Below are 25,358 nucleotides of genomic sequence, written 5' to 3'. Positions count from 1 at the left end.
GTTATTTGGTAACGGCAAGCTCTCTAACTTTTTTCCACGCATCCAAATGCTTTTCCAAATTACCGACTAAGGTATTGAGATCATTCAGAAATTGTTCTTTATCATGAGCATCGACGTCTAAGGCTTCAATTTGAAAATCACTAGCTGCAGGAAATGCGTTAAGCATTTGCAGAAGTTTGCTTTGAATTGGGCTAATTGTTGTACTAGTTGAAGCTGCAGGCAGCCCGCTTTGTATCGGCATTTCTATTTTATTGTCCGGGACTATTTCCTTGGATTTCTCCGCTTTCTCCACTTTTGTCGGGGCTTTTGCAGCTGCAGGCTTGGCTCGTTCTGCTCGGTTGTTTTGAAAGACGGACCAAGTTTCGACCAGATCATGACCTGTTTTATAGAGAAGCTTTCCTTTGGTGCTTTCTGAAATATCTTTATCTTTGAACATGCGAGCAATCTTTTTGACATCACTGACAGGCATTTCATCTCTGGCAATAATCAAAGCAAGCGGATCGCGGTGCTCGATCGGTAAATCTTTGATAGGCAGCAACTGATCTTCGGTCAACTTGTCCTTTCGAATTTCCGTGCCGCTCACGATCAGCTTCTTGACTGAATTTCCAAACTTTAACAAATCACATTTGTTTTTGATGTAAGTTTCCGGCTTGCCAAGTTTGCTAGAAAGGTATTTAATAGAGGAACTGAATTTGGAATCATTCATAAGTTTGTGGAAGGCCTCGGCTTCCTCAATGGGAGAAAAGCCTTCCCTTGTCAGATTCTCCGCAATCTGTTCTAAATAAATCTCCAACTCATCCGTTACGGTCGATACGATACAGGACATGGTGGGGCGTCCCAGCATTTTGCTAGCTTTGTATCTGCGGTTCCCGTAAATAATTTTGTACCGATTGTCAGCCGTTGTTCTCACTTTAATCGGAGAGAGTAAGCCAATCTCCTCGATGCTTTTCATTAATTCTTGGAGCGCTTCTTCATCGAATTGATATCTGGGCTGATCTGTATCCTCGTCAATTAAATGCATGGGAATTTCATGTATATTCATATTCATTTTCTCCATTCGTTCAGGTTGTCCTTGGATTATTATATAACAAGGAACAAAATCGTGGAAATGCCAATCATAGTACTAGATCGGAGGTAGTCATGTTTTCATATAAAATAAGTGATGAACTCGAATTAAAGCTACTAGAAGTCAGGCATGCAGATGCCTTATTCGATTTGGTCAATCAGAATCGTGCTCATTTAGCGAAATGGCTTCCATGGGTTGATAAAACAACACAAGTAGAAGACACAAGAGCTTATATTGAATCAGAGCTTAGCCGCTTTGCAAAGAACAATGGCTTTTCTTGCGGCATTTTTTATCGAAATGAAATTGTTGGATGTATAGGTCTCCATGAAATTAATTGGGGGAATAAGCATTCGTCGATTGGATATTGGCTTGCAGAGGGGTATCAGGGGAAAGGGATCATGACCGATTCTTGTAGATGTATTGTGAGCTACTCCTTGAAAGAGTTGAAATTAAACCGGATCGAAATAAGAGCTCGGACAGATAACTTCAAGAGCCGCGCAGTTCCAGTGAGGTTGAAATTCAAGCATGAAGGAACAATTAGACAGGCCGAGTTCAGTTATAACACCTTTCATGATCATGAGGTTTATGGGATTTTGGCAGAGGAATGGGAGTAAAAAGAGTGGGAACATTAGCAAAACGCACCAAACTGCACTATGGCTGGATTGTTGTCCTAGTGACCTTCTTTACCTTGATTGTATCGGCGGGTATACGCTCGGTGCCTAGCATCTTCATGCTTCCCTTTGAAAAAGAGTTCGGATGGGGCCGCGCGGATGTATCCTCCGTCGTCTCTATTAATATTTTCTTGTATGGTCTGATGGGGCCTTTCTCTGCTGCATTGATGGAGCGTTTTGGTACCCGCAGGGTGGTGCTGATCTCCCTCATTTGCATCGCGGCCAGCCTTTCGCTGACGCCTATGATCACGGCTTTGTGGCAGTTTCATTTACTTTGGGGGGTCGTTGTGGGGCTTGGAACGGGTTCACTTGCCAACGTGCTCGGTGTAACAATCGCGAATCGATGGTTCACTCAGAACAAAGGCGTGGTGGTTGGCATTCTGACGGCCAGCGCGGCGACAGGGCAACTGCTATTTCTACCTCTTCTAGCTAAAATAACGGTGGACGTCGGTTGGCGCTATGCCATTTATACAGCGATTGCTGTAATTGCGGTTTTAATCCCTGTCGTAGCGGTCTGGATGCGTAATCATCCTTATGACATAGGCGCTGCTCCTTATGGGTCAGATCAAGTCGTCAAGCCTGCCGAATTCAAAGGCAACATCTTTATGACCCCTCTGCTTACCCTTCGAGATGCCAGTAAGAACAAGGCATTCTGGCTGCTTGCGGGGACGTTCTTTTTCTGCGGGTTCTCCACGAATGGGTTAATTGGTACGCATCTTATTCCCGCCTGTGGGGATTTTGGCATTCCTGAAGTAACCGCAGCTGGATTGCTGGCGCTCATGGGCATCTTTGATCTGGTCGGGACGACGATGTCCGGTTGGTTAACCGACCGATTTGACGGGCGTTGGCTGCTGTTCTGGTACTATGGGCTTCGCGGAATTTCGCTTATTTTTCTGCCGCAAGCGCTCGGTTTAGGCTATACGGAGCTTCTTATTTTTGCCGTTTTCTACGGATTAGATTGGATTGCAACCGTTCCGCCAACCGTGAAGATCGCATCGGATATTTTCGGCAAGGAGAAGGCAGGTATGGTCTTTGGTTGGATTGTAGTAGCTCACCAGCTCGGGGCATCCTTTGCTGCCTATGAAGCAGGTCTGCTGAGAGATTTGCTCGGCAGCTACTCGCTACCCTTTCTTATGGCGGGCTTCGTCTGTATGATTGCTGCCATTATGGCAATACGTATTCGACGTACAGGAACGGCAGCCAGAGCGTTGTAAAATCGGAAAACAAGAAGGGCCCAGCCAATCTAGGCTAGGTCCTTCTTGTCATTTCATTAACTATTTCTGTAAAGTAAAACGAAATTCAATAAAAAAGATTGCATCGGAAGGTTTATAGATGAAATAATAGAGGGTGATGATGTCGAATTGTGACATAAAACTTTCATATGACTTAGGAGTAGAGTAGCATGAAAATGTTTCAAAACACGATAATAGCTCTTATTTTCGTCATATTAGTTTCATCGTCAGAGTTTGTTCTTACCAAGTATAAGGACTCCTTACTCCATGAACTTGAAATTACGGAACAGTCCCAATTATCCTCAAGAGCATTGGCATTACAATCCGTTATTGATCGCAATTTTAATATGATGGCAAGCCTGGAAGCTTATGTGGATGCGAGTTACTTGCAAAACAAAGACGATAAAGAAGTCATGGAATACATTGCCTCTCTTTATCTGGGTGCTCAGGGATCGACGTTAAATTTAATTATTGCTCCTAATGGCGTTATGAAGTTCGTTTATCCGATTCAGGGCAACGAAAGTATATATAATTGGGATTTGCTTCAGGATCCCCGTGCCAATATTCAACAGCAAATTTCAAAGGCTTTGCAAACTAAAAAAATGACAATGAATGGCCCATTTAAATTACTGCAAGGCATTAATGGCTTAGTCGCTCGGAAGCCAATCTATCAAGATGGTGCTTTTTGGGGCTTCGTATCTGTAGGTGTAAATCTGGATCAACTGCTTGTCGAAGCAGGAATTAAGAATAGAGATACAGGGGATTTACAGATTTCCATCCGCAATCCTGGAGAGCCTGCGTTCTATGGCGACGATTCTATTTTTCATGAAAATCCGATGATAGCTACTATTGAGCGTACGGATACGAAATGGGAGCTTGCTGCGCTGCCGCAGGCGAGTGCTGTTCAGAGTATTGAGCTGCAAATCATATTAATACGCAGCTCTTTTATGCTTGTTCTGTTAATCGGTCTCATTTTTATCCTGTATATTGTTAGACAGCGGGATAAGTTATATCGAGCGGTAAATGAGCGCACACAAGAGTTGCAGTTTGCAAATGAGGATTTGACTGCTGCGAATGAAGAGCTTCTGGCAGGACAACAGGAACTGCACGATTCAACCAAACGCTTGCTGGAATCCGAACAAATGCTATCGTACATGGCTTATCATGATGTTCTGACAGGGATACATAACCGAGCCCATTTTCAAATGATCTTAAAAGAACAAATTGTACACAACGAAATTAATCATACATCCCTTGCAATGCTTTTCTTTGATCTGGATAACTTCAAGATGGTTAATGATTCGCATGGTCATCATATGGGCGATCTTATGCTGCAGGAAGTTGCTAATCGTATTGGACAATCAGACCTTTCCTATCATACGTTTGCCAGATTTGGTGGGGATGAGTTTGCCATCCTGTTAGAAGATTGTACAAGTGAGAAGGAGATTCAGTTCTTCTGTGAACAACTAATAGAAATCTTAAAGCCGCCTTGTTTGTTATCGAATCGCTCTTTTTTCATTAGTGCCAGCATTGGTATCGTGCAGTATCCTTATGGGGGTGTGACTTGGGAAGCATTGCTCAAGAATGCGGATATTGCCATGTACATAGCCAAAAAAGAGAGCGGCAGCTCATACAGCTTCTTTAATCAGCAGATGGCAATGAATTCCCTATCAAAACTGGAGATGGGAAATCATCTTCGTCAGTCACTTGACCGGAATGAACTCGAAATTGTATATCAACCCCAGGTAGATTGTTTATTAGGCAAAATTATCGGCGTTGAAGCACTATTGCGCTGGAATCATACGACCAAAGGATATATTTCTCCAGCTGACTTCATTCCTCTAGCAGAAGAAATAGGTACAATTGCTAGTATTGGTGAGTGGGTTCTGAGAGGTGCTTGCAAGCAGATGAAGGCTTGGCACAGCATGACGATTGAACCTTTAGCGATTTCGGTCAATCTATCGGTCAAACAGCTGAATGATGAACGTTTTGTTGATAAAGTGATACAAATTTTAGAGGAGACAGGCCTGGAAGCTAAGTATTTGGAGATGGAAATTACCGAAAATTTCGCGATGCAGGATGAACAACTGGACGCACTTAGCAAGCTTCGCGGGCTGGGCATTGCGATATCCGTCGACGATTTCGGTACACACTACTCCTCTCTAAGTTATTTGAAAAGGTTCCCTGTCACCAAAATCAAATTGGACCAATCGTTTGTCCGCGGCGTACAAACCGATGACAAGGATCGAGCGATGATCAAAGCGATTATTTCCGTAGCCAATTCGTTTCAACTGCAAATTATTGCGGAAGGTGTTGAAACAGAAGAACAGGCGGACTTCTTAGTCGCAAATGGCTGCAGTCAAATTCAAGGCTATTACTTCTTCCGGCCTATGTCTGCCGAACAAGCAATGCCTGTATTACAGGAATGTTTACAGCCTAAGCTTACCTTTCTTGAATCAAACCCATCTGGCCATATTGAATAAATAACAAAAAAATCTCCCCCCGCTGAATGATGAGCGAAGGAGATTTTTTTGTTTTAGAGTTGAACGATTTGTTTTTGTTTATTTTTGAAATAGACCCAATGTTTGAAGCCGATCTCTTTTAACGTTTTGCTAACTTCTTCCCAATCATCAGCAACTCGGCTTGGCAGATGAGCATCTGAGCCGAAGGTTACTTCAACACCATAATGCAGCGCTTGCTCCAATATTTCATTGGAAGGGTACCAGCCGCCAACGTCCTTCGTTTTTCCTGAAGTATTGATTTCAATCGCTACGCCAGCTTCTCCGATGATCTTCAACGTTTCGTTAACCTTAGGTGTAGAGATATCAGAGAAGGCTGGATAGAAGCCTTTCATTGCATCGATATGCCCAAGAATATGAAACATGCCGGAACGTGCGGACTCTGCAATAAGGTTATAATACTCTTCCTTATGCTGAATTTTCTGCTCTTCATTTAAATGTTTCCACCTGTTGCGATTGAAAATGCTGACCCCACCAGATAAATGAACAGAGCCAATGATGTAATCGAATGGATATTTCGCGTATTCTTGTCGGTATACTTCGACATGATCAGGAAAATAGTCGGACTCAACACCTAGAAGCACATCAATTTTTCCTTCATATTCTTGTTTTAGACGCAGAACTTCCTCGATATAACGGGGGAATTCGCTCTTAGCCATAGCGATTAAAGGTTGTGCCTGATCTTCTGGACTCGCAAAATAAGGGGAATGGTCAGAAATCCCAATGACTTGCAATCCGCCGGCAATAGCGGCTTCGATATAATCGCGAATTTTATCCTTAGCGTGTCCACATCGGTCATGATGGGTATGTAGGTCGAATTTCATCGAAAATAACCTCCTCAGAGTTTTGCTTTAGCAAAACTGACATCGTAAGCATGAACTTTAGAGTTTTGCTTTAGCAAAACTGGCATCGTAAGCATGAACTTTTATTCTGAGCCGAGAAACTGGGTTTCCGGCATTCCTTTTAGATCACGAAGGAACTGCTGCATGGCGGAATTTAAGTAGCGTCCTGACTTATATACTACACCTACAGGATGCGTAATATCCAATTCGTTCACTTTGACCATTTTCAAAGTTCCATGTCGCAGTTCATCTGAGACAGAAAGCTTGGAGATGATCGCGACCCCGAGATTTAACTCCACCATGCGCTTCACTTCTTCGCTGCTGGAGAGCTCCATCACAATGTGTGGGGAGACATCATAGGCTTTGAAGATTTGATCGACGAATCGTCGCCCGGCTGTTTCCGGAGAAAGCATAATGAATGGAATGTTGCGCAGCTTCTCAATAGATAAATGGGCAAATCGACTAAGTGGATGGTGCGTGGAAACAATCAGCTCGAAAGTATCATAATAAAGAACCGAAGTTTCTAAGGCTTGGTTTTTTTCGAACAAATACGTAATGCCAATATCAATTTGGCTATTTTCCACTGAAGTCATGATTTGGGAAGAGGTCATCGAGTGAATGGTCGTCTTGATTAGTGGGAATTGGTCTTGGAAATAGGACAGCACCCTCGGCAAAATCTGCATGGCAATCGACGTTGTCGTGCCAATGTGGATATGACCTTGCGGTGTATGATGTAAGTCGGATAATCGCTGCTTGAGATCACTGGCGATCCGCAGCATTTTTTCTGCATGCTCCAAGAACAGCTTACCACTATCAGTTAAAGTAACTGGTTGATTGCGATCAATGAGAATTGTGCCGAATTCGTCTTCAAGGCTCTTTATTTGTGCGGAAACGGCAGGTTGGGTCAAGTTAAGAATTTCGCCAGCTTTTCGAAAGCTCATTGTTTTGGATATGGTGAGCAATGTTTCTAACTGGTTCATATTCATGAGCATACCTCCTGCTTTTTATAGTAAAGATACAAATAAAATTTATCGGAATTGTAAAGAACATAAAAACCTTTTGTAACCCCATTATATGATAGGAATACCGGAATCGGCAACATTTCAGAATAAAGTTGGACAACCAAGCACAATCTAGCGAGGAAATTTGGACGAATATAGCCAATTTTCGTTGCTAATTACTCAAATTTGATTATAATACTTTATATATATTAAATAAACTATGAAGGAGATTCAATTTATGTCGTTATCCCGTAAGTCAAATACAACGTGGACCGTTGTGGCGTTGATGTTGGGACTTTTACTGGCATCGCTGGATCAGACCATTGTTTCAACAGCGATGCCAACAATCGTGTCCAAACTAGGCGGTTTCAGCCAATTCGTCTGGGTTTTTTCTGCGTATTTAATTGCGAATGTGGCTGCCATGCCTATTTTCGGTAAACTATCCGATATGTATGGTCGAAAACTATTTTTTATTATCGGCATCGTTGTATTTATGATTGGCTCAGCCTTATGTGGTACGGCAGGATCGATGACCGAGCTCATCATCTACCGCGCCATTCAAGGTATCGGGGGCGGTGCACTTATGCCGATTACTTTCGCAATCATTTTTGATATTTTCCCACCAGAGAAACGGGGTAAAATGCAAGGGCTATTCGGGGCTGTTTTCGGACTATCCAGCGTACTGGGACCGATCATTGGCGCTTACTTCACCGACCATGTGACTTGGGAATGGATTTTCTTTATTAATCTCCCCCTCGGCATTGTATCCTTATTGTTAATCATTTTCTCTTATCACGAATCCGTGGAACACAGTAAGGCGAAGATCGATTGGGGCGGTACTATTTTTCTAACAGCATCGATTATCTCCCTTATGTTCGCGTTGGAACTTGGCGGTAAAGAATATGCTTGGGATTCCTTACAAATCATCGGGTTGTTTGTAGGTTTTGCTGTTCTCTTAGGTACATTTATTATGATTGAAAAATATGCAGCAGAACCAATTATCCCACTTGATTTGTTCAAAAATCGCCTATTTACCGCCAGCATGGGTGTCAGCTTTGCTTATGGTGCGGTTTTGATCTCAGCCGGTACATACATACCTTTATTCATTCAAGGTGTATTTGAAGGCTCAGCTACAAGTGCAGGCTCTACTTTAACCCCAATGATGCTTGGTGTTGTGGTCAGCAGTGCACTCGGTGGGCGCTTCATCGGTAAGTTCTCTTATCGCAACGTCATGTTAGTTTCCATAGTCTTACTGTTGCTTGCAACTTCACTTTTAGGCGGACTCTCCATCGATTCCAAACGCTGGCTAATTACAACTTATATGATTTTCTTAGGTCTTGGGATTGGCGCTTGCTTCCCGATAACATCGATGTCTGCGCTGCATAAAATAGATTTTCGCCGCAGAGGCACAGTGACTTCACTCGTTGGTTTCTTCCGTTCAGTAGGTTCGGCAATCGGGGTAGCGGTGTTTGGCAGCATTCAAGTCAACTCGTTAAGAGAAAACATTACAACATCCCTTCAAGATCCAGCGATGGCTGAGAAGTTTCATGATGCGCGAATTCTGCTTCAGCCAGAGGTTCGAGCAAACATTCCCGCTGAAGTTCTACACAAGCTCCTAACAGCATTGGCGGATTCCATTGCAGTTGTTTTCCAGACGACCATTGTCTTGGCTGTAATCGGTCTTGTGTTTATCTTATTCATGGGTAACGCTAAACTTGAAGTGGGAAGTGCTCCAGTCAAAGAAAGCGCACCAGTAGGACACTAGGAGGTTAACATCCATGTCGATGAAGCTCGTCATTCTCGGACTGTTAATGGAAGCCAATCGGCATACCTATGAAATTCGGCAGACGATGAAAGAAAGAGGCATGAACAACTACATGAAGCTGCAAGACGGCTCGCTGTATTATGCGATGGATCAACTCCACAAGGATGGACTCGTAGAAGCACATGAGGTTGTACGCGATACGAATCGTCCGGAGAAAACGATCTATCAAATTACCGCAGCCGGGAAATTAAAGTTTCAAGAACTATTAGTGGAACAATTGCATGAAGAAATCAAGCACTATCATCCGCTTTATGTCGCTCTGCCTTTCTCCGTGCATGGGGATCAGGCGAAGATTGCCGACATTCTTGAAAATAAGATTATGGCCCAAAAAATGATTATGAACAAGATGAAAAGCTTATATGAAGAACACATCTCCATTGTTCCAAGAGTTGTCCTTCAGATGTTGGTGGGCACCTACAAGCGTGCATTTAGTGAACTAAAATGGCTGGAACAACTGCAGAAGGATGCCAGAGAGGGGCGCTTGCAAGAGAAGAACTCCCCGCTGGAAGTTGACTGGGACCGTATTGAATAGAAGAAAGCCGCAACTGCTCTTGTTGAGTGCAGTTGCGGCTTTTTTGTTTGAAACTCAGATAGAGTAACTCCACCTCGGTAGCGATATAAAACATCCTTAAAGTAGCTGCTTCTTGCGCTTATCCCAATTTAGCGATGTAAAACATCCTTAACTCCGGCTAAACTCGCTCAGATAGAGTAACTCCACCTCGGTAGCGATATAAAACATCCTTAAAGTAGCTGCTTCTTGCGCTTATCCCAATTTAGCGATGTAAAACATCCTTAACTCCGGCCAAGCTCACTCGATAAGGGTAATTCCACCTCGGTAGCTATAAAAAACATCCTTAAAGTAGCAACGTTAGTTGCTATTTACCGTTTCTGAATTTGAAGGTGTACATTATAAGCCGTCCCATTCGTTGAACTGCTCGATGAAATGCTGCAAATCATCGCAGATCAAGTCCGGCGTCAAGCCCGCCGACGCCAGCTGCTCTTGCACGTTGTCCGCCGTGGCGACACCGGTCAACACGAGCGCCGTGCGGCATCCCGCCAACCTGCCTCCGCGGATGTCGGTATGCACGTTATCGCCGATGACCCAGACATCGGCGGCTGGCAACCCGAGCCGCTCGATGGCGTAAGCCATGATGATCGGCGAAGGCTTGCCGATCACCACGGGCTCCACGCCCGAGGCGGCGGTGATCGAAGCTGCCAGGGAGCCAGCTCCTGGCATAAGCCCACCATCCGACGGCAGCATGCGGTCGGGATTGGTTAACACATAGGTCGCGCCATGCTTCAGATGGCGGACCGCTTCGGTCAGCTTCTCGTAGGAGAAGCTGCGGTCAATGCCTTGGACGACGTAATCCGGCGTCGTCTCAGCACCCAAGGCGAAGCCGGACGCCTCCAAGGCGATCCGTAGTCCGGCTTCGCCGACCATATGCACGCGGTTACCTCCGCGCTGCTCGGTTAAGTACTGAGCGGCCGCCTGTGAGGAAGTATAGACGGCCGCCGCTGGAACCTCTATGCCGAACACTTGCAGATGCTCGGCAACCTGCTCTGGCGTGCGAGACGAATTGTTCGTCACGAGCAAATAAGGCAGTTGGTGCTTCTTCAGCCAATGAATGAATGCCGCCGCATGGGGAATTGGTTCATGCCCCCGGTATAGCGTACCGTCTAAATCAATGAGAAAACCTTTCATCTTGTTAACACTCCCTTTCATGTGATGATTGCGTGGAAGGAAGTTTGATCTCTACCGTCGTTCCTTCTTCTAATTTACTGCGAATTTCCATAAAGCCGCCGTGTGCCTCGATAATTCGAAAACAAACCATAAGACCTAGTCCTGTTCCTTTTTCCTTCGTACTATAAAATGGTTCTCCCAGCTTGGGCAGCCGCTCGGGTGCAATACCGCAACCCTGATCGATGAAACGTATAGTTATGTAGTTTCTGTTATTGTCCAGTAGAGCTTGAATACGCATTGTACCACCTAGTGGCATAGCTTCCAACGCATTTTTCATAATGTTGATGAAAACCTGCTTAAGCTGATGCTCATCACAGGAGACAGGTGGCAGATCTGGCATAAGTTCTGCTTCAATCTGAATATTATCAAGCAGTGCTTGAGGTTGAAGGAGTTCAATTGTGCTTGTGACAATGGAATCCAAGGTTTGAGTTACGAAATGTGTCGCCTGCGGTTTGGATACAAACAAGAACTCATTCACAATAAATTCGATGCGCTTCAGCTCATTTTGCATGATTTCTATGTAATATTTCTCTTTCTCATTATTCGTCTTAAGCAGCTGTAAGAATCCCTTCAAAGCCGTTAGCGGATTTCGGATTTCATGAGCAACGCCAGCAGCCAATTGCCCAACAGCAGATAGCTTGTCTGATTTGATTAATAGCTCTTGCGTCTTTTTCAACTCGGTAATATCTTTGAAAGTAATAACTGTACCTAGAAGTTGACCTTTGCCCTCCAGCATAGGACTGGACATGTACATAACGGGGAAGGTGGTTTCATCTTTTCGCCAGAACTTATCCTCTTGCATATCAGAAACTTCATGATTCAAAATCGTATTCAAAATAGGACTTTCCTCAGGTGGATAAAGAGTACCATCGCTCTTAACGGGTCGAATGAGATTATGAATTTGTCGGCCCAGCATTTCATCTACTTTCCATCCGGTTATCGCCTCAGCGGCCTTATTCCAGAAAATTGTGCGACCACTCATATCAATCCCGTAAATACCTTCCGAAACGGAATTGAGAATGAGTTGATTTTGCTTATACAGCTTATCGATGACCTTCTTCTGTTCCTTGACTTCAGTCAAATCTTTAAGAATGGCGAAGACCCCAACAATACTGCCATCTACCATCGTCGGGACGAACGTTACATTAGATTGGATAGGGTATCCTTTCTGATGAACAAAAGCAGCCTCGAAATTTTGCGACATCCCGGCTGAAGCCACTTGGAAATGATGCAAGGCTTTGAGCAGATCGGGCGGATTGATCATAGGAATGAAGGAAGTTAGCATCGAGGTCTCACGAGCTAGTCCAAGAAGGCTTTCCAAACCATGATTAGCGGACAATACCTCGCCGTCCAAGCTAAACGAGATAATAGAATCAGGATGATTATCATAAAGTGATTTATATCGCTTCGCGGTCTCATTAATGGAAGATTCTCTTTTTTTAAGGACTTTAATGCCAAATAAAGCTAATGCGAGAATGGAGCCAAATAAGATAAAATCGATAAATAGACCTATCAATGGGTTGTCTTGCACATAAGCAAGAGGATGTATAAAGTAGAAATTTGCCCCGATTAAAAATATGGCAATAATATGATAAACAAGCGCAAGTTGATATAAACTCCAATTTCGAGCAGTAATATGCTGTTTTATCATACAGACTTTCAACGCTCCTTTAAGGAATTTTTTCCCATATGCTTATCAGGATTCGACATGAATATATATAATCTTCCATATTCATGTTGCATTTTCCTTTGTTCTTGGACAATAGCATCGTTGTTCGACAATATAAGTATGAAGGCAGGATGAGAATGTGTATCTGAGTAGTAGGAACTATTTTATAGAAAAAGACAGTATACTTGTCCTAATTTTTTAGGTATAATGTTGAAAAAGGTCGTTTTTCTGCGGAACTTATTCACAAATGAGATCGGAGCGGAGCTATGAAGGCTGAGTACATTAATCCCTTTTTGGAGTCGGCTAGAATTGTCATCGAGCAAGTTGCTAACATTCGCCCAACAACGGGGCAGCTCGGCGTCAAAGACGTCAAATTTGTGGAAAAGTATATCTGGATCCAAATCGGGATGACCGGGCAGATGGAAGGCGATATTGTTTTCGGCTTAGCTGAGGATGTTGCTTTGAAAATGGTTTCTGCCATGATGGGTGGATTTGTTATTACAGAAATGGACGATATGGGTAAAAGCGCCATCTCTGAGCTGGGGAATATGATTAGTGGGAATGCAAGCACGATGCTCTTCAATCAAGGGGTTAGGGTGGATATTACACCGCCGAAAATTGTTCAATCTGCGACGGCTGCAGGATTTGTGCCGAAGAGAGCATTGACCATACCTTTGATCATGGATAACATTGGCGAGCTGGACATTCAAGTATTAATCACGTAAGAGACCTATTTTAGATACATATGTTAAAATGAACTGGAGTGCTGCTGAAGCGGTATCTCCATTTTTTTATAAGGAGAAGGTAAGCTTGAACATTTCGAACAAAATCGTCTTGATTACAGGAGCTTCGAGCGGCATTGGGGCCGTTATGGCACAGCAATTTGCAGCCAAAGGAGCCATTCCTATATTAACTGCACGCAGTACAAATAAACTTAAAGAAATTGCTTCGGGCTTGCAAGGGCAGCATGCCGTTTACGAGATGGATGTAACGAATACAGAGCAGGTTCATGATGTTGTGGGACAAATTATTGCCAAATTTGGTCGTATCGATATTTTGATTAATAACGCGGGGTACGGGATATTTGAGTCGTTTGCGGAAGCGCCGCTTGCTCATTTTGAAGATATGATGAATGTGAATTACATGGGCTTAGTCCGTTGTACCCAGGCCGTATTGCCTCATATGTTGAAGGCCGGGAGCGGTCATATAGTGAATGTAGCTTCTATGGCTGGTAAGATCGGTTCTGCCAAATCCACGGGTTATTCCGCGACAAAGCACGCAGTGCTAGGTTTCACGAACAGCTTGCGGCAGGAGCTTACAAGATCTGGGATTTCAATAACAGCGATTAACCCGGGACCCATCTCAACACCTTTCTTTGATAAAGCAGACCCGAGCGGTAACTATGTCAAAAATGTGGCTTGGTTTATGCTCAAACCGGAGAAAGTCGTCAAAGAACTCATACATGCGATAGAAAGAAATATTCCTGAGAAAGATCTTCCTTTTGTGGCTGGGATGGGGATCAAGTTATTTCATCTATTCCCGCGAATGTTCGATCGCTTGGCCTCAGGCATTTTAAATAAAAAATAAGCGGCTCCCAGTTATAGATTGGGATTCCGCTTTTTTTCTTTCATTAATTGACGATTAAGTCTGTTCCGGCTTTTTCGCTTGTAAGGCCTGGTTCAAATCTCGAATTTCTTCGAAAATGCGACGTACTTCGGCTTTTCCTTCTGGATGCGTTTGATTCCAGTGGGAGGTTAGTGCCGGCAGCGACTTATGAACATGATTAAAAAATGCCCAAATCTTAATTTTCTCAAGCATTTCAGGTGAAGTATCACCCGTGATGAGTTCAGCCGTTTTGAACACTAAGGAATTAAATTCGTTCTCAAAATCTGTATTCATAATTTCATCCCTTCGGATGGAAAATAGGTGGAGTACATTTAGTTTATATGAAGATATGACAGCTGTCAAAATAGGGGGAACCCATGTCCATAGCACTAGATGATATCCGAGATGGTCAACTAGTAGGAAAAGAGCAAATTCGCTGCTTCGTGAAGCATATATCGCTTTATATCCTTACTTATGTTAGTCAAGGCCTAAAAGTGAAAGGCCTTTTAGCGGTTCCTGATGGAACAAGTCCACGTCCTGCTGTCATCTACTGCCGCGGCGGCATTAAACGTGTTGGAATGGTTCGTAAACGGAGAATTATATCGATGGCTAAACGCGGCTACGTCGTCTTTGCTCCTTATTATCGGGGGAATGAAGGCGGGGAAGGACGTGAGGATTTTGGCGGGGAAGATAGGTTTGATTTGTTTCATGCCATTCCAATGGTGCAATCTTTAGAGGAAGTATTGCCTGGTCCCGTACCATTAATCGGATTTTCCAGAGGTGCTGTTATGGCCATGCGCGCAGCCCGAGAGTGCAGTGGGGTTGGCCCTGTTGTCGTTTGGGGAGGTGTAAGTGACATGTTGGATACCTATGAGCAGCGTGTAGATTTGCGGCGGATGCTCAAACGGGTTGTCGGACATCCGAAGAAACAAATCGAGGCTTACATCGATCGGTCACCAGCATGTTGGGTAAATGAAATCAACTCGCCCATCTATATTATTCATGGTACGAATGATTCACAAGTGGACATTGGGCATGCAAGAAAACTGGCTAATTCTCTGGATCAAGCCGGCAAAGATTATACTATGGTTCTGTATACAGGACTTGAACATCGGTTTCCTCGGAAAGAAGATGAAAAGGCTCTAGATGACGTATTTGCATGGCTTGATGAGAAGCTTAAACGAGAAGCAGGAAGACTTTTCCACATAAATTAATTATTATTATTGTTTACTCCCCATTTATGACCTAAAATAAGGTAAGAACACAACACGTAGGTTCTACCTGGTAGGCTAGGGGGCGTTTAATTCGAAGTCTCTGAGACTGATATTCAGTAGTGATTTTTATACATTAGATAAGAGTGTGCAGGAGCAGGTATACCAGGAGTTCTATCTCCTCGTTTATCCCATGATTTACTTCATATTAAGGGATCATGCGGCGGTGGAGGACATTATTCAGGAGTCATTTCTTAGGGCTGTTCGTAAAGCGCCTTTATTGACTGAAATTAATAAATATGAAAGCTGGGTTAAGAAGTTAACTCGGAATGTTACACTCAATCATCTTCGTAAGCACAAGCGCAACCGGGATGAGCTGGAAGCTGAACTCAAGCTCTGTATCAAGGAAGCGGCACCAACATCTGAATATCTGGTTCCACTAGATCAAGAAGTCGAGCTGAAGCTAATGCGCGAGGCTATTATCACTTACATCAATCAACTTAGTCCCTCCTACAGACAAATTATTGCGATGAAATGGATCCATAATTTATCTTACAAAGATATGGCTAATGAGCTTGGTGTAACGGAGGGAGTCGTTCGACAACGCTTGTTCCGGGCGCGTGATGTGATTAAGCAGAGACTGCTTGAAGAGTGGGGATCTGGCGAATAAGAGTCCTTAAGGACTCTTATTTCTGCTTGCGTGGTTGTCGATTTGTATCGTTTTACGGCGTGGCATATAATAAGGAGATTAGATTGGATGAGAAAAGGGGTTTTCGTAAATTGAGTACAAGCTTTGAACAACTGCAGATCGCGCAGTCCTATTTAGATAAATTGCAAGAATTAGGGATTGGTGAGCCAACACCGATTCAAGCCGAAGGTATTCCTGTTTTAAAGCAAGGGAAAGATGCCATCATTCAGTCTCAAACGGGTACGGGTAAAACATTAGCCTATTTACTTCCAGCATTGGAACGAATCGATCCTACGCAAAAACAATTGCAGGTGCTTGTAGTAGTTCCTACCAGGGAGCTTGGTATGCAAATCATGCAGGAAATTGAGAAGTTCACTGACGGAGGACCGATTCGTTCTCAATCTCTTATTGGTGGAGCGGCCATCGTTAGACAAGTAGAAAAGCTTCGACTACACCCTCATATTGTTGTTGGTACGCCAGGTCGTTTGCTTGAACTTATGAAAATAAAGAAGCTAACATTGCATCATGTGAAAATGGGTATTGTTGATGAAGTGGACCAAGTGTTCGAGCTAGGTTCCATGCAGGACGTTGAAGCAGTCCTAAAAGGAATGCTTAAGTCCAGTCAGATGGTGTTTGTTTCCGCGACGATCCCGCAAAGCACCGAACAAGCTGCGGGGAGATGGCTCAAAGATCCTGTGATTATTAAAATCAATCCGAATCAGCGCACAGCCGAAACATTGGAACACATGTATGTGGTGTGCCAGGAACGTGAAAAGATTGATACGCTAAGAAGACTTGTGCGTCTGATTAAGCCTACATCAGCTATCGTATTTATCAACGTCACGGACGATATTGCCCAAGTGGTGGGCAAACTCCAATACGTTGGTTTATCTGTTGAAGCCTTGTACGGAGAAGCTAGTAAACAAGATCGGGCCAGAGTGATGGGGAATTTCCGGGATGGGAAATTTCAATTGCTGCTGGCAACGGACGTTGCCGCAAGAGGACTTGATATTGAAGGCGTGACCCACGTCTTCCACTTGGATCCTGCGACCAACGCGGAGTATTATCTCCACCGCGTAGGCAGGACCGGTCGGATGGGCCGCGAGGGCACGACCATCTCTATCGTGACGCCGAAGGAGCAGTTCATTCTCGACAAATTCGAGAAGCAGCTTGGCATCACGATCGCGCCGAAGGCGATGTTCGAAGGCCGGCTCGTCGACCCGGCCCAGGACCGTAGTGCGGCGACGATGCGCAGCCGCCGTGAAGCTGCGCGCCCGAGCGGCGCAGCACCTTCGCGCAGCTCCGCCGGCGCACGGGATGCTGCCGCACCAGCGGGCGCGGTGCGCACTAGCGCCGCGGCGCCTGACGCGCGCGGTCAGAACAGCGCTGTCCCGGCGAAGCCGGCGGCGCAAGCGAACACGAACACGGCTGCCGGTGGCAAGCCCGTGAGTAAGGCCCAACGCGAGCGAGATCGCAAGAGCAAAGGCGCTCCTCGCTGGCTCAAAGAAAAGCAGCAGAACAAAGAGTAGCCCTATCTACGAGGGCAACAACAAATTGTATCTGCGGGGTGTGAAACGTGCTGAAAAAATTATTCATTTTCGCCATAGCTGTGGTCTTCATCCTTACGGCTGCTCTGGTGATCGCCGTTCGGCATGTTAAACCAACCGAAGCTTTAAACCTAGATTATAAGGAAATTATGATCAGCAGTAAGATCGCAGACATCGTCAAGAATCGGAAGCTTGAGGTACAGCTAACGGAACAAGATCTAAATGATGTGGTAAAGAAGCAGCTAGCTGCTCATCAAGTTCTCCCTAACGATTTTCGTATTGAAGGGGCGAAACTTACACTTGAAGGTTCAAACCTTGTGGCTGACGTGAATGTGAGGTGGCGGGAGAAGATACCCATCGGTGGCCAAATGATGTTCACCCTTGCTTGGAACCCGCCGAATTTAGTCGTTCAACATAGAAGTACGAGTGTTAAAGGTATGCAAGTACCAAGTAAATGGGTTCAACTTGCTCCCTTTGAACTCCCTATTGAAGATCACTTGCCCAAACTTATTGGTGTAAAGAACGTACTGTTCGAGGAAAAAGCCATCATCATCCAATTAAAGCCGTTGCGATAACATAGAAAAAGCTGAATCCAATAAGGATTTCAGCTTTTTTTTACATTATACAGACTTTGTGGTCTGAACGTTCCATCTCCGAGAATATAAAATGATACCTAACACGATACACATGCCAATCAGTACAAACCAAATTGACACTCCCACATGAAAACGGTCCATCCCCCAACCGACACCTAAGGGAAGAATAGAACCTCCTAATCCACCTGCTGCGATAAGCGTACTCGTTGTTTGCTCCGTACGTCCTGGAAGCAGTTGATTCGCATAAATGAGAGCTACTGCGAACATACCGGACATGAATAATCCAAGTAATAGTACAACGGCGAAGCTGCTCCATAGATTCGTGCTAAACACCCAGATAAGTACAGTGAGCAAGCTGCCTGCAAAAGAGACAGCTAAGTAACGGAAATAAGTCATTTTCTCGGCTACCACACCGGCGAATATACGTCCTATCACCATCGCTAGCCAAAAGGCTGTTACGGCGAGGGACGAAACGGAGCTGGAAGCATGTAATTGATCAGTAAAGATGGATGGCAAGAAATTAACGATGGTATTTTCCATTCCTACATATAAGAAGAAAACGATCATGAGTAGAAGAAGAAACGTCAAGGAGCTCTTCGTAAGTGCAGGGAGTTTCTCTGTCCGCTGTGTACGATCCGCTTTATGAGCTAATAACGCATCATGCTCGCCTAAGGAAAGCTTCGACCAGACGATACCTGTTGCGAGGGCACTTAAACCTAATAGCAGGAATCCATATTTCCATAAACCGCCGGCAATAAGAATACTTGAGATAATTGGCATAAATAACGCCCCAAGACCGAAGAAAACCTCGAGCTTATTGAAGGCAATCGCTTGATTGTCCTTCGCAGCCATTAATACAAAGGTGCTAATGCTGGATTCGACAAGTCCGAAAGCGACCCCTGCTATGAATGAGAGACAAACCGTAATAGGCCATGGAGGCAGTAGGACAATGGCGATCATGGCGATAAAGAGAAGACCAAAAGCCGCTGTAATGGTACTTCTGCGACTGATGCGACGAATAAGAATTGGCATACAGAGGACACCTAGAAGGAAACCGCCGAATTCTAGGAAGACAAGCATTCCGCCATCACTGTAACTCCGATCGTAATGGGCAAGTAATTCAGGTAAAACAGCGCCAAAAATAACGTGGGTACAACCTGTCAATAAATATGACAAGCACCCCATAATAAGTAGTCTTTTCATAATGCAGTGCTACCTTTTTGTTCTAATGCATATTTCTCGTTATAAGCAAATACATGACCAATGGCTTCTGCGACAGAATCAACATGGTACAATGCCTTTTGTTTGACCTCCGGATGAGCACCTTTCATAGCAAAACTATGAGGTGTGATGCCGAACATCGATACATCGTTGAAAGAATCCCCAAAACAGGCGATCTCTTCTGGCTGCAAGCCCAATTTTGCAATAAGTACAAGCAGAGAACTACCCTTTGAAACAGCGAGAGGCATAATATCAAGACAATCTTTGTCGGAAATGAACATTTCTAGCTGATCCCCAAGCTTTTCTTCCATAAGAGCCTTAAGTTCTAAGAGCGTTTCTATTTTTCCAAACATCGAGAACTTACAAACAGCAAAGTCACCTTTCAAAGACTGCTCCATATCTTCTTTTACAATAAAAGGTTGGAATGTTCGAGATTGCACCTCATCAGAAGCAGGAGTCAAATTCGTGATATAATTCGCTTCGCCCGAGCAAACGAGCTTGACGAGATCAAAATCCTTAAGAAGTTGGTACACTTGATAAGCCAATTCAGGTTGAAAAAGCTGAGATTTCATGAACGTACCGTCCTCTAAGTGGATGAACGCGCCATTTTGTGATACGGAATAGGCACGATGGCCGATTTCCTCTAAAACCTGCTGCATTTCAATATTCATTCTTCCCGATGCCAAACAAAGTCTAATACCAGCTTCTTTGACTTTCTTTAATGCAGCCAATTCTCTTGAACTGACTTTTTTACTATGATCAAGTAATGTTCCGTCCAAATCACTTACGATAAGTTTAATCATGTTGGTCTTCTCCTCCTGCTAATACGATTTCCACATCACATGCAAGTAATTTCTCTTTCATCTCAGGGCTTAATGCCTGATCCGTTACGAGGATGTCAATACTCTCGAATCCCACTACGCGATGAAACAATCGCTTTCCGAATTTGGAATGATCCGCTAATACAATAACTTGGTCCGCATGCTGCATCATGGCTCTCACGAGATAACAATCCTCTTCGTTTGGAGCAGACAGCCCTTCCTCTGTAATTCCGCAAGTCCCGATGAGCAGTTTATCGACATGATAGTCATTTAACATCTCGATCGCTTTCGCTCCATATACACTATGGTGCTTGTTATCCAGTACACCGCCAAGAATATGGATCGTTGTTTCATCTTTACGAGTGAGAATAGCAGCAATTTCAATTGAACTTGTCACGACGATATTCTGTTTGGAGCTTAGTGCGGTGGCTGCATGAAGGACTGTGGTCGAGGCATCCATCATGATATAATCGCCGTCTTGAATGAGTGCCGCAGCTGTCTTGCCAATCGTTAGCTTCGAGGATGATTCGGCTTGCAGCCTTTGATCATAATCTCCAACTTCTTTGGAAAGGGTAGGGAGGATGGCGCCACCGCGCGTTCGAACAATAGTGCCCTGCTCCTCGAGTTTAACCATGTCACGTCTAGCTGTGTCCCGTGAAACATCGTAGAGCTCACAAATAAGATCAACCGTAATTCGTTTATTTGATTTTAAGTATTCGACGATTGAAATAAGTCTTTCTTCTTGAAACAAGGGGGTTTCACTCCTTTCGCTTAAGTGATCATAAGTGATTATAAGTATAGAGCTTATTATAATGCTGAATATGCATTATTTCAACTATTTTGTTTGCGAGGTATCTAACACATTTTTTGCATAAAAAAAGACCGTATACTCGTTCAAGGAACGAATGCACGGTTTACTAATCCATTTATCTGATTATTTAATAGCAGGTTTTTTTCTGGTTTTAATATAGCTAGGATATGTAATTTCTCCGGAGTCGAGCTTTCTAATTTCTTCTTCGTTCCAACCGGTAATTTTATTCGTACCCACTACACCCGTAAGCTTGATTTGATAGTGGTGAGCTAAGTACTGTTGGAGTTTGGTCATTTCATCAGGTTTTATTTCCCTGAGCTTTTGCTTGCCATGCAGCTGACCTAGTATAACTCCGATAGACTCTGCAGCTAGACTAGTGTTCGGTTGAATCCTTGTGCTTCCGTAGGCGATTGCCGATGAACCTACATTTTTCCCGGCCGCGATGACATTTTCATAATTTTTCAGCAAAAAGCTGCGCAGCGGCATGCCGTATTTATCCGGACGCCCCATTTCAATACCCCACTTGTTAGCACTTGTGCCCTGTAAATCAAGCGGGTACCCGCCAATACTGACATTATCCCAGAACATCGTGCCTGAAAGGAGATCAGATGGTTTTAAAACATAGTCCATTTCATAGTGATTATATTCTCGGACATAGGGATACGTAGGAAGTTCGCCCAATTCAGCATGTTCCCAACCCGGTAACGTTTTACGGAAGTGATTGAGAATCAAAGGAGTTTCTTTATTACCCAGGTTAACAGCCTCTTGGATGGATTCAGGTTTTGAAGGGTCAACGGTATAAACAAGAAGGGCGTTAATTAATACTTCTCCATCCCTTTGATGTACCGCATTCAATCCTCTTAGAAAGACTCGATCATTAGAAGGATGATAAGCCTTAGTCATTCCGCTTAGCCCAATAGCGAAGCTATCACTTACATAACCGCCACCGAATTGTTTCGATTTCTCTTCCGGTTTTAATAGGTTAAATGCGGTATTAAACTTCTTCCAGTCGACATTTTTGAATTTCATCATCATGCCAGCACTCATATACTCGATCTCTTTTTGACCATAGAACTTCTCAAGACCTGGCAATCGCTTGGCATCCAATCGACTGATTAACGCCGCATAATCACTGTTGTCGACCCAATAGGAGGCTGTAATTTTCTTCTTTTCATTCTGTTCCGTACTGTAAACGATAGAAGCGATATTGTGCATATGATCCGGTGTATTCGTTTGTTCAATCTCATTAATGACAATGCCAGATTCCATAGGAATATCTTTCATTAATTTATTCATATATGTAGTGAATTCAGGTAGCTTACGAATTTTGGCGTTTCTGAAACCGTCGAATAATTCCTTGACACGGCCTTGTACGAGTAAATGCCCTTGATCGTCGCGGGTTTCATCGAGAAATAGCATCTGACTCTGGAGAATCTGACCTCCGAAAGCTTTATGAGGATCTAGAACTTTAACCTTCAAGCCTTCATCTGCTGCAGCTCTGGCTAGGTAAAGACCTTCAAGCTCACTGCCGATCACTACTACATCGATGTGTTCAGTAGGATACGTATTACCGCCCTCATTATTTGTTGCGACAACAGGCGCTGTGGGGGCTTCGCTAACAATTGGAGTGTTTGGATGCATGATGGTTGGCGCAGAAAGAGCTTCTGGTTCCATATTCCCTTGTTTAGGCCAAACTTTGCTATACGAAAATGCCAAAAAAACAATAAGCAGAACGGCTAGAGCAATAATAAGTTGAACTCGTGGATTCCGTAAACGCATGTGTAAACTCCTTTAGCGGTAGTCTGATATGGTTTAAGTTTAGCAGTTTCATAGTGGATTTAATAGACTCAGAAATGTAGGTTGATATAAAAGATTTTCATGTACACCCCCCAAAAGATAATCGCATGGGCGAATTCTTGTAGCATAACCAGGAACCCTTCGCGAAGGCTCCACATTATTTATACCAATCATATGAATAAGGGAGAGAGAATTTAACAATGAAGAAGAACTTAATGAAAAAAGCAGTAGCAACAGGTCTTGTACTTACGATGGTAATGGGGGGCGGAGCTGCAGCGTTCGCTAAAGGCAATGATCATGACCGTGATGATAAGAAAGATTTTAAATATGAAAACAAAAGCAACAACCATAATAAAATTAATACGAACATCAACATTAATCTTAACTTCAACGATATGGAAGGCGCGAAATGGGCATTGCGTTACATAGCAAGTTTATCCTCCAAACGCGTATTTGAAGGATTTGAAGATGGATCATTTAAGCCAGACATTGCGGTTCCACGTATTCAAGCAATTGTAGCAGCCGTTCGTAATATGGGATTACGTGAACAAGCAGAATCTGCTGCTGAAATGCAAACGAAGCTGAACTTTAAAGATGCGAATCAAATTCCTGCATGGGCTGTAGGTTATGTAGCTGTAGCTCTTGAAAATGATTTGTTCTCTGAAAGTGAAGATTCCGTTAAACCGAATCAACCTGCAGACCGTCTGTGGGCGACTACACTCTTGGTCAAATCTTTGAAATTGGAAGCTGAAGCAAAAGCGAAAATGAATACAAATCTTCAATTTAAAGATGCAAGCAAAATCCCGGCCGGTTCTGTAGGTTATGTAGCTGTAGCGATCGAAAAAGGTCTGATTGACGGGTTTGAGGATAACACATTTAAACCAAACCAAAACGTAACACGCGCTCAATTGGCTGCTTTATTGGATCGTGCAGGCAACCAATTGCCTGACGAGGACCAAAGTGTTAGCACGGGAACTGTCAACGCTGTAGTTGCTAACAACGTTCTTACGCTTACTAAAGATGGCGTATCGACTCCGTACACACTTCACCCAAATGTATTCATACTACGTAATGGTGTACAAGTAAGCCCTGCTCAACTGCAAGTAGGCGATGAAGTTAAAGTTGATGGTTTTAATAATATTGTTAATTATATTGAAGTAACGAAAATGGCTCAACAAAATAACGTCACAAGCGGGACGATTAGTGCTGCAGTTTACAACAACAATAATGTGTTGACTTTGACGAATTCAGCAGGAACAACAACTCCATATACACTTAGTTCTAATGTAGTTATTTATCGTGGTGGTGTACAGGTACCAGCTGTCTTACTTCAAGTTGGCGATGTAGTCAATATCACGACTTCCGGTAACCAAGTTACTATTCAAGTGACGAAGTTGGCTCAAGATAATCAAGCAATTGATGTAATTGGCCTATTTAACTATTCGACACCAGACGCACAAGGCAGGATCTCAACAGTTTCATTAACGCAAAATAACACAGCAACAATCTACAACGTATCTCCGAATGTAGTAATAACTGGCGACCGTACTCAACTAGTGCAAAATCATCTGGTTCAGTTAAAAGGATATAATCAAGTTATTACTTCAATTGAAGTTAAATAATAAAAGCACCATTCGAAAGATATAGAAAAGGTTAGATACATGCAGTTGGCTCCTTGCTTATTTATAGCAGGGAGCCAACTGTGCTTTTTAGTTGTATAATTTTGCTTTTAATGAGGTAAACTGTCCTTTATCTTACATTGCGGAGAGACTTTGAGCTACGCACAAACATCCCTATATTAGGAGTTGGATTATTTATGGACGAAACACTCATGGCTACATTTAAAAGGTATTATGCGGATTACAGAGGTGCTGCCAATGTTGATCAAAGCTTTTCCGATGCTTATCAAGCGATTGCTTATCATGTCATTGAACAAACGGAACAATTCGCTCAAGAGGGAAACCTTGCTGATATTCAAAACTTGATCCGCGAATTCAAAGAGATTGGCTTGGTTGTAGGGCCTAGTAATGATTCATTAAAGGAGCGTTTTGAGCAGGAACTTGTAGAGCAAGTACTTGATCGCAATCCTACCTGAAAAAAGTGTCGAATATGGTATTGCAATATTCAATTTACCATGATATATTATTGATCCGGCTAAAACGAGACTGAAATTTTTATCGAAAAAAGTAAAAATAAAGCTTGCATTTGGTTAGGCGATTGTGATATATTATAAATCCGGCCGCGAGAGCAGCACGGAAAACGAAAGAAATTGATCTTTGAAAACTGAACAACGAGTGAGTAAACACGAACGAGAAATCGTTCAAAAAGAGATTGCAAAATCTCGCTAGCAACGCAAATGAGCAATTAAGCTTTCAAATAGTTTTACTATTATGGAGAGTTTGATCCTGGCTCAGGACGAACGCTGGCGGCGTGCCTAATACATGCAAGTCGAGCGGATTTATCCTTCGGGATAAGTTAGCGGCGGACGGGTGAGT

23 protein-coding genes and 1 rRNA gene are annotated in these 25,358 nt (G+C 43.5%); 14 read left to right on the top strand and 10 right to left on the bottom strand.

All coding sequences use genetic code 11. The annotated features are described in order from the left end of the window. Position 1: 1 nt before the first annotated feature. Entirely contained in the window at positions 2-1,042 is a 1,041-nt protein-coding gene (locus AC58UU_RS19280; protein ID WP_497318355.1) for a ParB/RepB/Spo0J family partition protein, read from the bottom strand. Positions 1,043-1,140: 98 nt separating this feature from the next. Here AC58UU_RS19280 and AC58UU_RS19275 point away from each other — a divergent pair, with 98 nt between their 5' ends. From AC58UU_RS19275 to AC58UU_RS19265, 3 genes are all read left to right on the top strand, one after another. Further along, positions 1,141-1,680: a GNAT family N-acetyltransferase gene (locus AC58UU_RS19275; RefSeq protein WP_497318353.1), complete on the top strand. Its 540-nt coding sequence runs from the start codon at positions 1,141-1,143 to the stop codon at positions 1,678-1,680. A 5-nt stretch (positions 1,681-1,685) separates the two neighbouring features. Continuing rightward, a complete protein-coding gene (locus AC58UU_RS19270) occupies positions 1,686-2,951 on the top strand; it encodes an MFS transporter (protein ID WP_497318352.1) in 1,266 nt (421 codons plus the stop codon). 188 nt (positions 2,952-3,139) lie between these two features. Beyond that, positions 3,140-5,452, top strand: coding sequence for a bifunctional diguanylate cyclase/phosphodiesterase (locus tag AC58UU_RS19265; RefSeq protein ID WP_497318350.1), 2,313 nt, complete (start codon positions 3,140-3,142; stop codon positions 5,450-5,452). A gap of 53 nt (positions 5,453-5,505) precedes the next feature. On the opposite strand, the gene AC58UU_RS19260 is transcribed toward AC58UU_RS19265, so the two are convergent. Continuing rightward, entirely contained in the window at positions 5,506-6,312 is an 807-nt protein-coding gene (locus AC58UU_RS19260; RefSeq protein WP_497318349.1) for a histidinol-phosphatase, read from the bottom strand. A 101-nt stretch (positions 6,313-6,413) separates the two neighbouring features. Next, the gene (locus AC58UU_RS19255) at positions 6,414-7,316 is read right to left on the bottom strand and encodes a LysR family transcriptional regulator (RefSeq protein ID WP_497318347.1); all 903 of its coding nucleotides are present in this window, start codon (positions 7,314-7,316) and stop codon (positions 6,414-6,416) included. Positions 7,317-7,569: 253 nt separating this feature from the next. Between AC58UU_RS19255 and AC58UU_RS19250 the strand changes: the two genes are divergently transcribed. Together AC58UU_RS19250 and AC58UU_RS19245 are read left to right on the top strand one after the other, a co-directional pair. Next, the gene (locus tag AC58UU_RS19250) at positions 7,570-9,096 is read left to right on the top strand and encodes an MDR family MFS transporter (RefSeq protein ID WP_497318345.1); all 1,527 of its coding nucleotides are present in this window, start codon (positions 7,570-7,572) and stop codon (positions 9,094-9,096) included. Between the two features lie 13 nt (positions 9,097-9,109). Further along, entirely contained in the window at positions 9,110-9,688 is a 579-nt protein-coding gene (locus AC58UU_RS19245) for a PadR family transcriptional regulator (RefSeq protein ID WP_497318343.1), read from the top strand. 375 nt (positions 9,689-10,063) lie between these two features. Here AC58UU_RS19245 and AC58UU_RS19240 read toward each other — a convergent pair whose 3' ends face one another. Continuing rightward, positions 10,064-10,858: a TIGR01457 family HAD-type hydrolase gene (locus AC58UU_RS19240; protein WP_497318341.1), complete on the bottom strand. Its 795-nt coding sequence runs from the start codon at positions 10,856-10,858 to the stop codon at positions 10,064-10,066. Between the two features lie 4 nt (positions 10,859-10,862). Continuing rightward, on the bottom strand, positions 10,863-12,548 hold the full coding sequence (locus tag AC58UU_RS19235; protein ID WP_497318339.1) for a PAS domain-containing sensor histidine kinase: 1,686 nt from the start codon (positions 12,546-12,548) through the stop codon (positions 10,863-10,865). Between the two features lie 284 nt (positions 12,549-12,832). On the opposite strand from AC58UU_RS19235, the gene AC58UU_RS19230 reads away from it, so the two are divergent. Next, the gene (locus AC58UU_RS19230) at positions 12,833-13,291 is read left to right on the top strand and encodes a chemotaxis protein CheX (RefSeq protein WP_171641157.1); all 459 of its coding nucleotides are present in this window, start codon (positions 12,833-12,835) and stop codon (positions 13,289-13,291) included. An 85-nt stretch (positions 13,292-13,376) separates the two neighbouring features. Beyond that, a complete protein-coding gene (locus AC58UU_RS19225) occupies positions 13,377-14,153 on the top strand; it encodes an SDR family NAD(P)-dependent oxidoreductase (RefSeq protein WP_497318337.1) in 777 nt (258 codons plus the stop codon). A gap of 54 nt (positions 14,154-14,207) precedes the next feature. Here AC58UU_RS19225 and AC58UU_RS19220 read toward each other — a convergent pair whose 3' ends face one another. Further along, the gene (locus AC58UU_RS19220) at positions 14,208-14,465 is read right to left on the bottom strand and encodes a DUF2573 family protein (RefSeq protein WP_057307489.1); all 258 of its coding nucleotides are present in this window, start codon (positions 14,463-14,465) and stop codon (positions 14,208-14,210) included. An 83-nt stretch (positions 14,466-14,548) separates the two neighbouring features. Between AC58UU_RS19220 and AC58UU_RS19215 the strand changes: the two genes are divergently transcribed. The 4 genes from AC58UU_RS19215 to AC58UU_RS19200 all read left to right on the top strand — a co-directional run bounded on the left by AC58UU_RS19215 (position 14,549) and on the right by AC58UU_RS19200 (position 18,192). Further along, complete coding sequence (locus tag AC58UU_RS19215; RefSeq protein WP_497318335.1) at positions 14,549-15,385, top strand: alpha/beta hydrolase family protein; 837 nt, start codon at positions 14,549-14,551, stop codon at positions 15,383-15,385. 145 nt (positions 15,386-15,530) lie between these two features. After that, complete coding sequence (locus tag AC58UU_RS19210; RefSeq protein WP_497318333.1) at positions 15,531-16,052, top strand: RNA polymerase sigma factor; 522 nt, start codon at positions 15,531-15,533, stop codon at positions 16,050-16,052. 110 nt (positions 16,053-16,162) lie between these two features. Next, a complete protein-coding gene (locus AC58UU_RS19205; RefSeq protein WP_497318331.1) occupies positions 16,163-17,599 on the top strand; it encodes a DEAD/DEAH box helicase in 1,437 nt (478 codons plus the stop codon). Positions 17,600-17,646: 47 nt separating this feature from the next. Next, on the top strand, positions 17,647-18,192 hold the full coding sequence (locus AC58UU_RS19200) for a hypothetical protein (protein ID WP_497318329.1): 546 nt from the start codon (positions 17,647-17,649) through the stop codon (positions 18,190-18,192). 45 nt (positions 18,193-18,237) lie between these two features. Here the strand turns inward: AC58UU_RS19200 and AC58UU_RS19195 are convergent, their stop codons facing one another. The 4 genes from AC58UU_RS19195 to AC58UU_RS19180 all read right to left on the bottom strand — a co-directional run bounded on the left by AC58UU_RS19195 (position 18,238) and on the right by AC58UU_RS19180 (position 22,845). Next, complete coding sequence (locus AC58UU_RS19195; RefSeq protein ID WP_497318327.1) at positions 18,238-19,416, bottom strand: MFS transporter; 1,179 nt, start codon at positions 19,414-19,416, stop codon at positions 18,238-18,240. Beyond that, entirely contained in the window at positions 19,413-20,237 is an 825-nt protein-coding gene (locus AC58UU_RS19190; protein WP_497318325.1) for an HAD family hydrolase, read from the bottom strand. Before AC58UU_RS19190 ends, AC58UU_RS19195 begins: the two co-directional genes overlap by 4 nt. Continuing rightward, positions 20,230-21,006: a DeoR/GlpR family DNA-binding transcription regulator gene (locus AC58UU_RS19185; protein ID WP_497318323.1), complete on the bottom strand. Its 777-nt coding sequence runs from the start codon at positions 21,004-21,006 to the stop codon at positions 20,230-20,232. Before AC58UU_RS19185 ends, AC58UU_RS19190 begins: the two co-directional genes overlap by 8 nt. Before the next feature lie 183 nt (positions 21,007-21,189). Further along, entirely contained in the window at positions 21,190-22,845 is a 1,656-nt protein-coding gene (locus AC58UU_RS19180) for an FAD-dependent oxidoreductase (RefSeq protein WP_497318321.1), read from the bottom strand. Positions 22,846-23,063: 218 nt separating this feature from the next. Between AC58UU_RS19180 and AC58UU_RS19175 the strand changes: the two genes are divergently transcribed. The 3 genes from AC58UU_RS19175 to AC58UU_RS19165 all read left to right on the top strand — a co-directional run. Beyond that, positions 23,064-24,485 carry an S-layer homology domain-containing protein gene (locus tag AC58UU_RS19175; RefSeq protein WP_497318319.1) on the top strand — a complete coding sequence of 474 codons (1,422 nt, stop codon included), beginning with the start codon at positions 23,064-23,066 and terminating at the stop codon, positions 24,483-24,485. A gap of 194 nt (positions 24,486-24,679) precedes the next feature. After that, the gene (locus AC58UU_RS19170; RefSeq protein WP_497318317.1) at positions 24,680-24,958 is read left to right on the top strand and encodes a hypothetical protein; all 279 of its coding nucleotides are present in this window, start codon (positions 24,680-24,682) and stop codon (positions 24,956-24,958) included. Between the two features lie 292 nt (positions 24,959-25,250). Further along, positions 25,251-25,358 (top strand): 16S ribosomal RNA (locus AC58UU_RS19165); the annotation flags it as partial.

The organism is Paenibacillus sp. JT22N1 (assembly GCF_059692155.1).
Note: the sequence above shows the minus strand (reverse complement) of the source record. Positions and strands in the feature narration are given on the sequence as shown.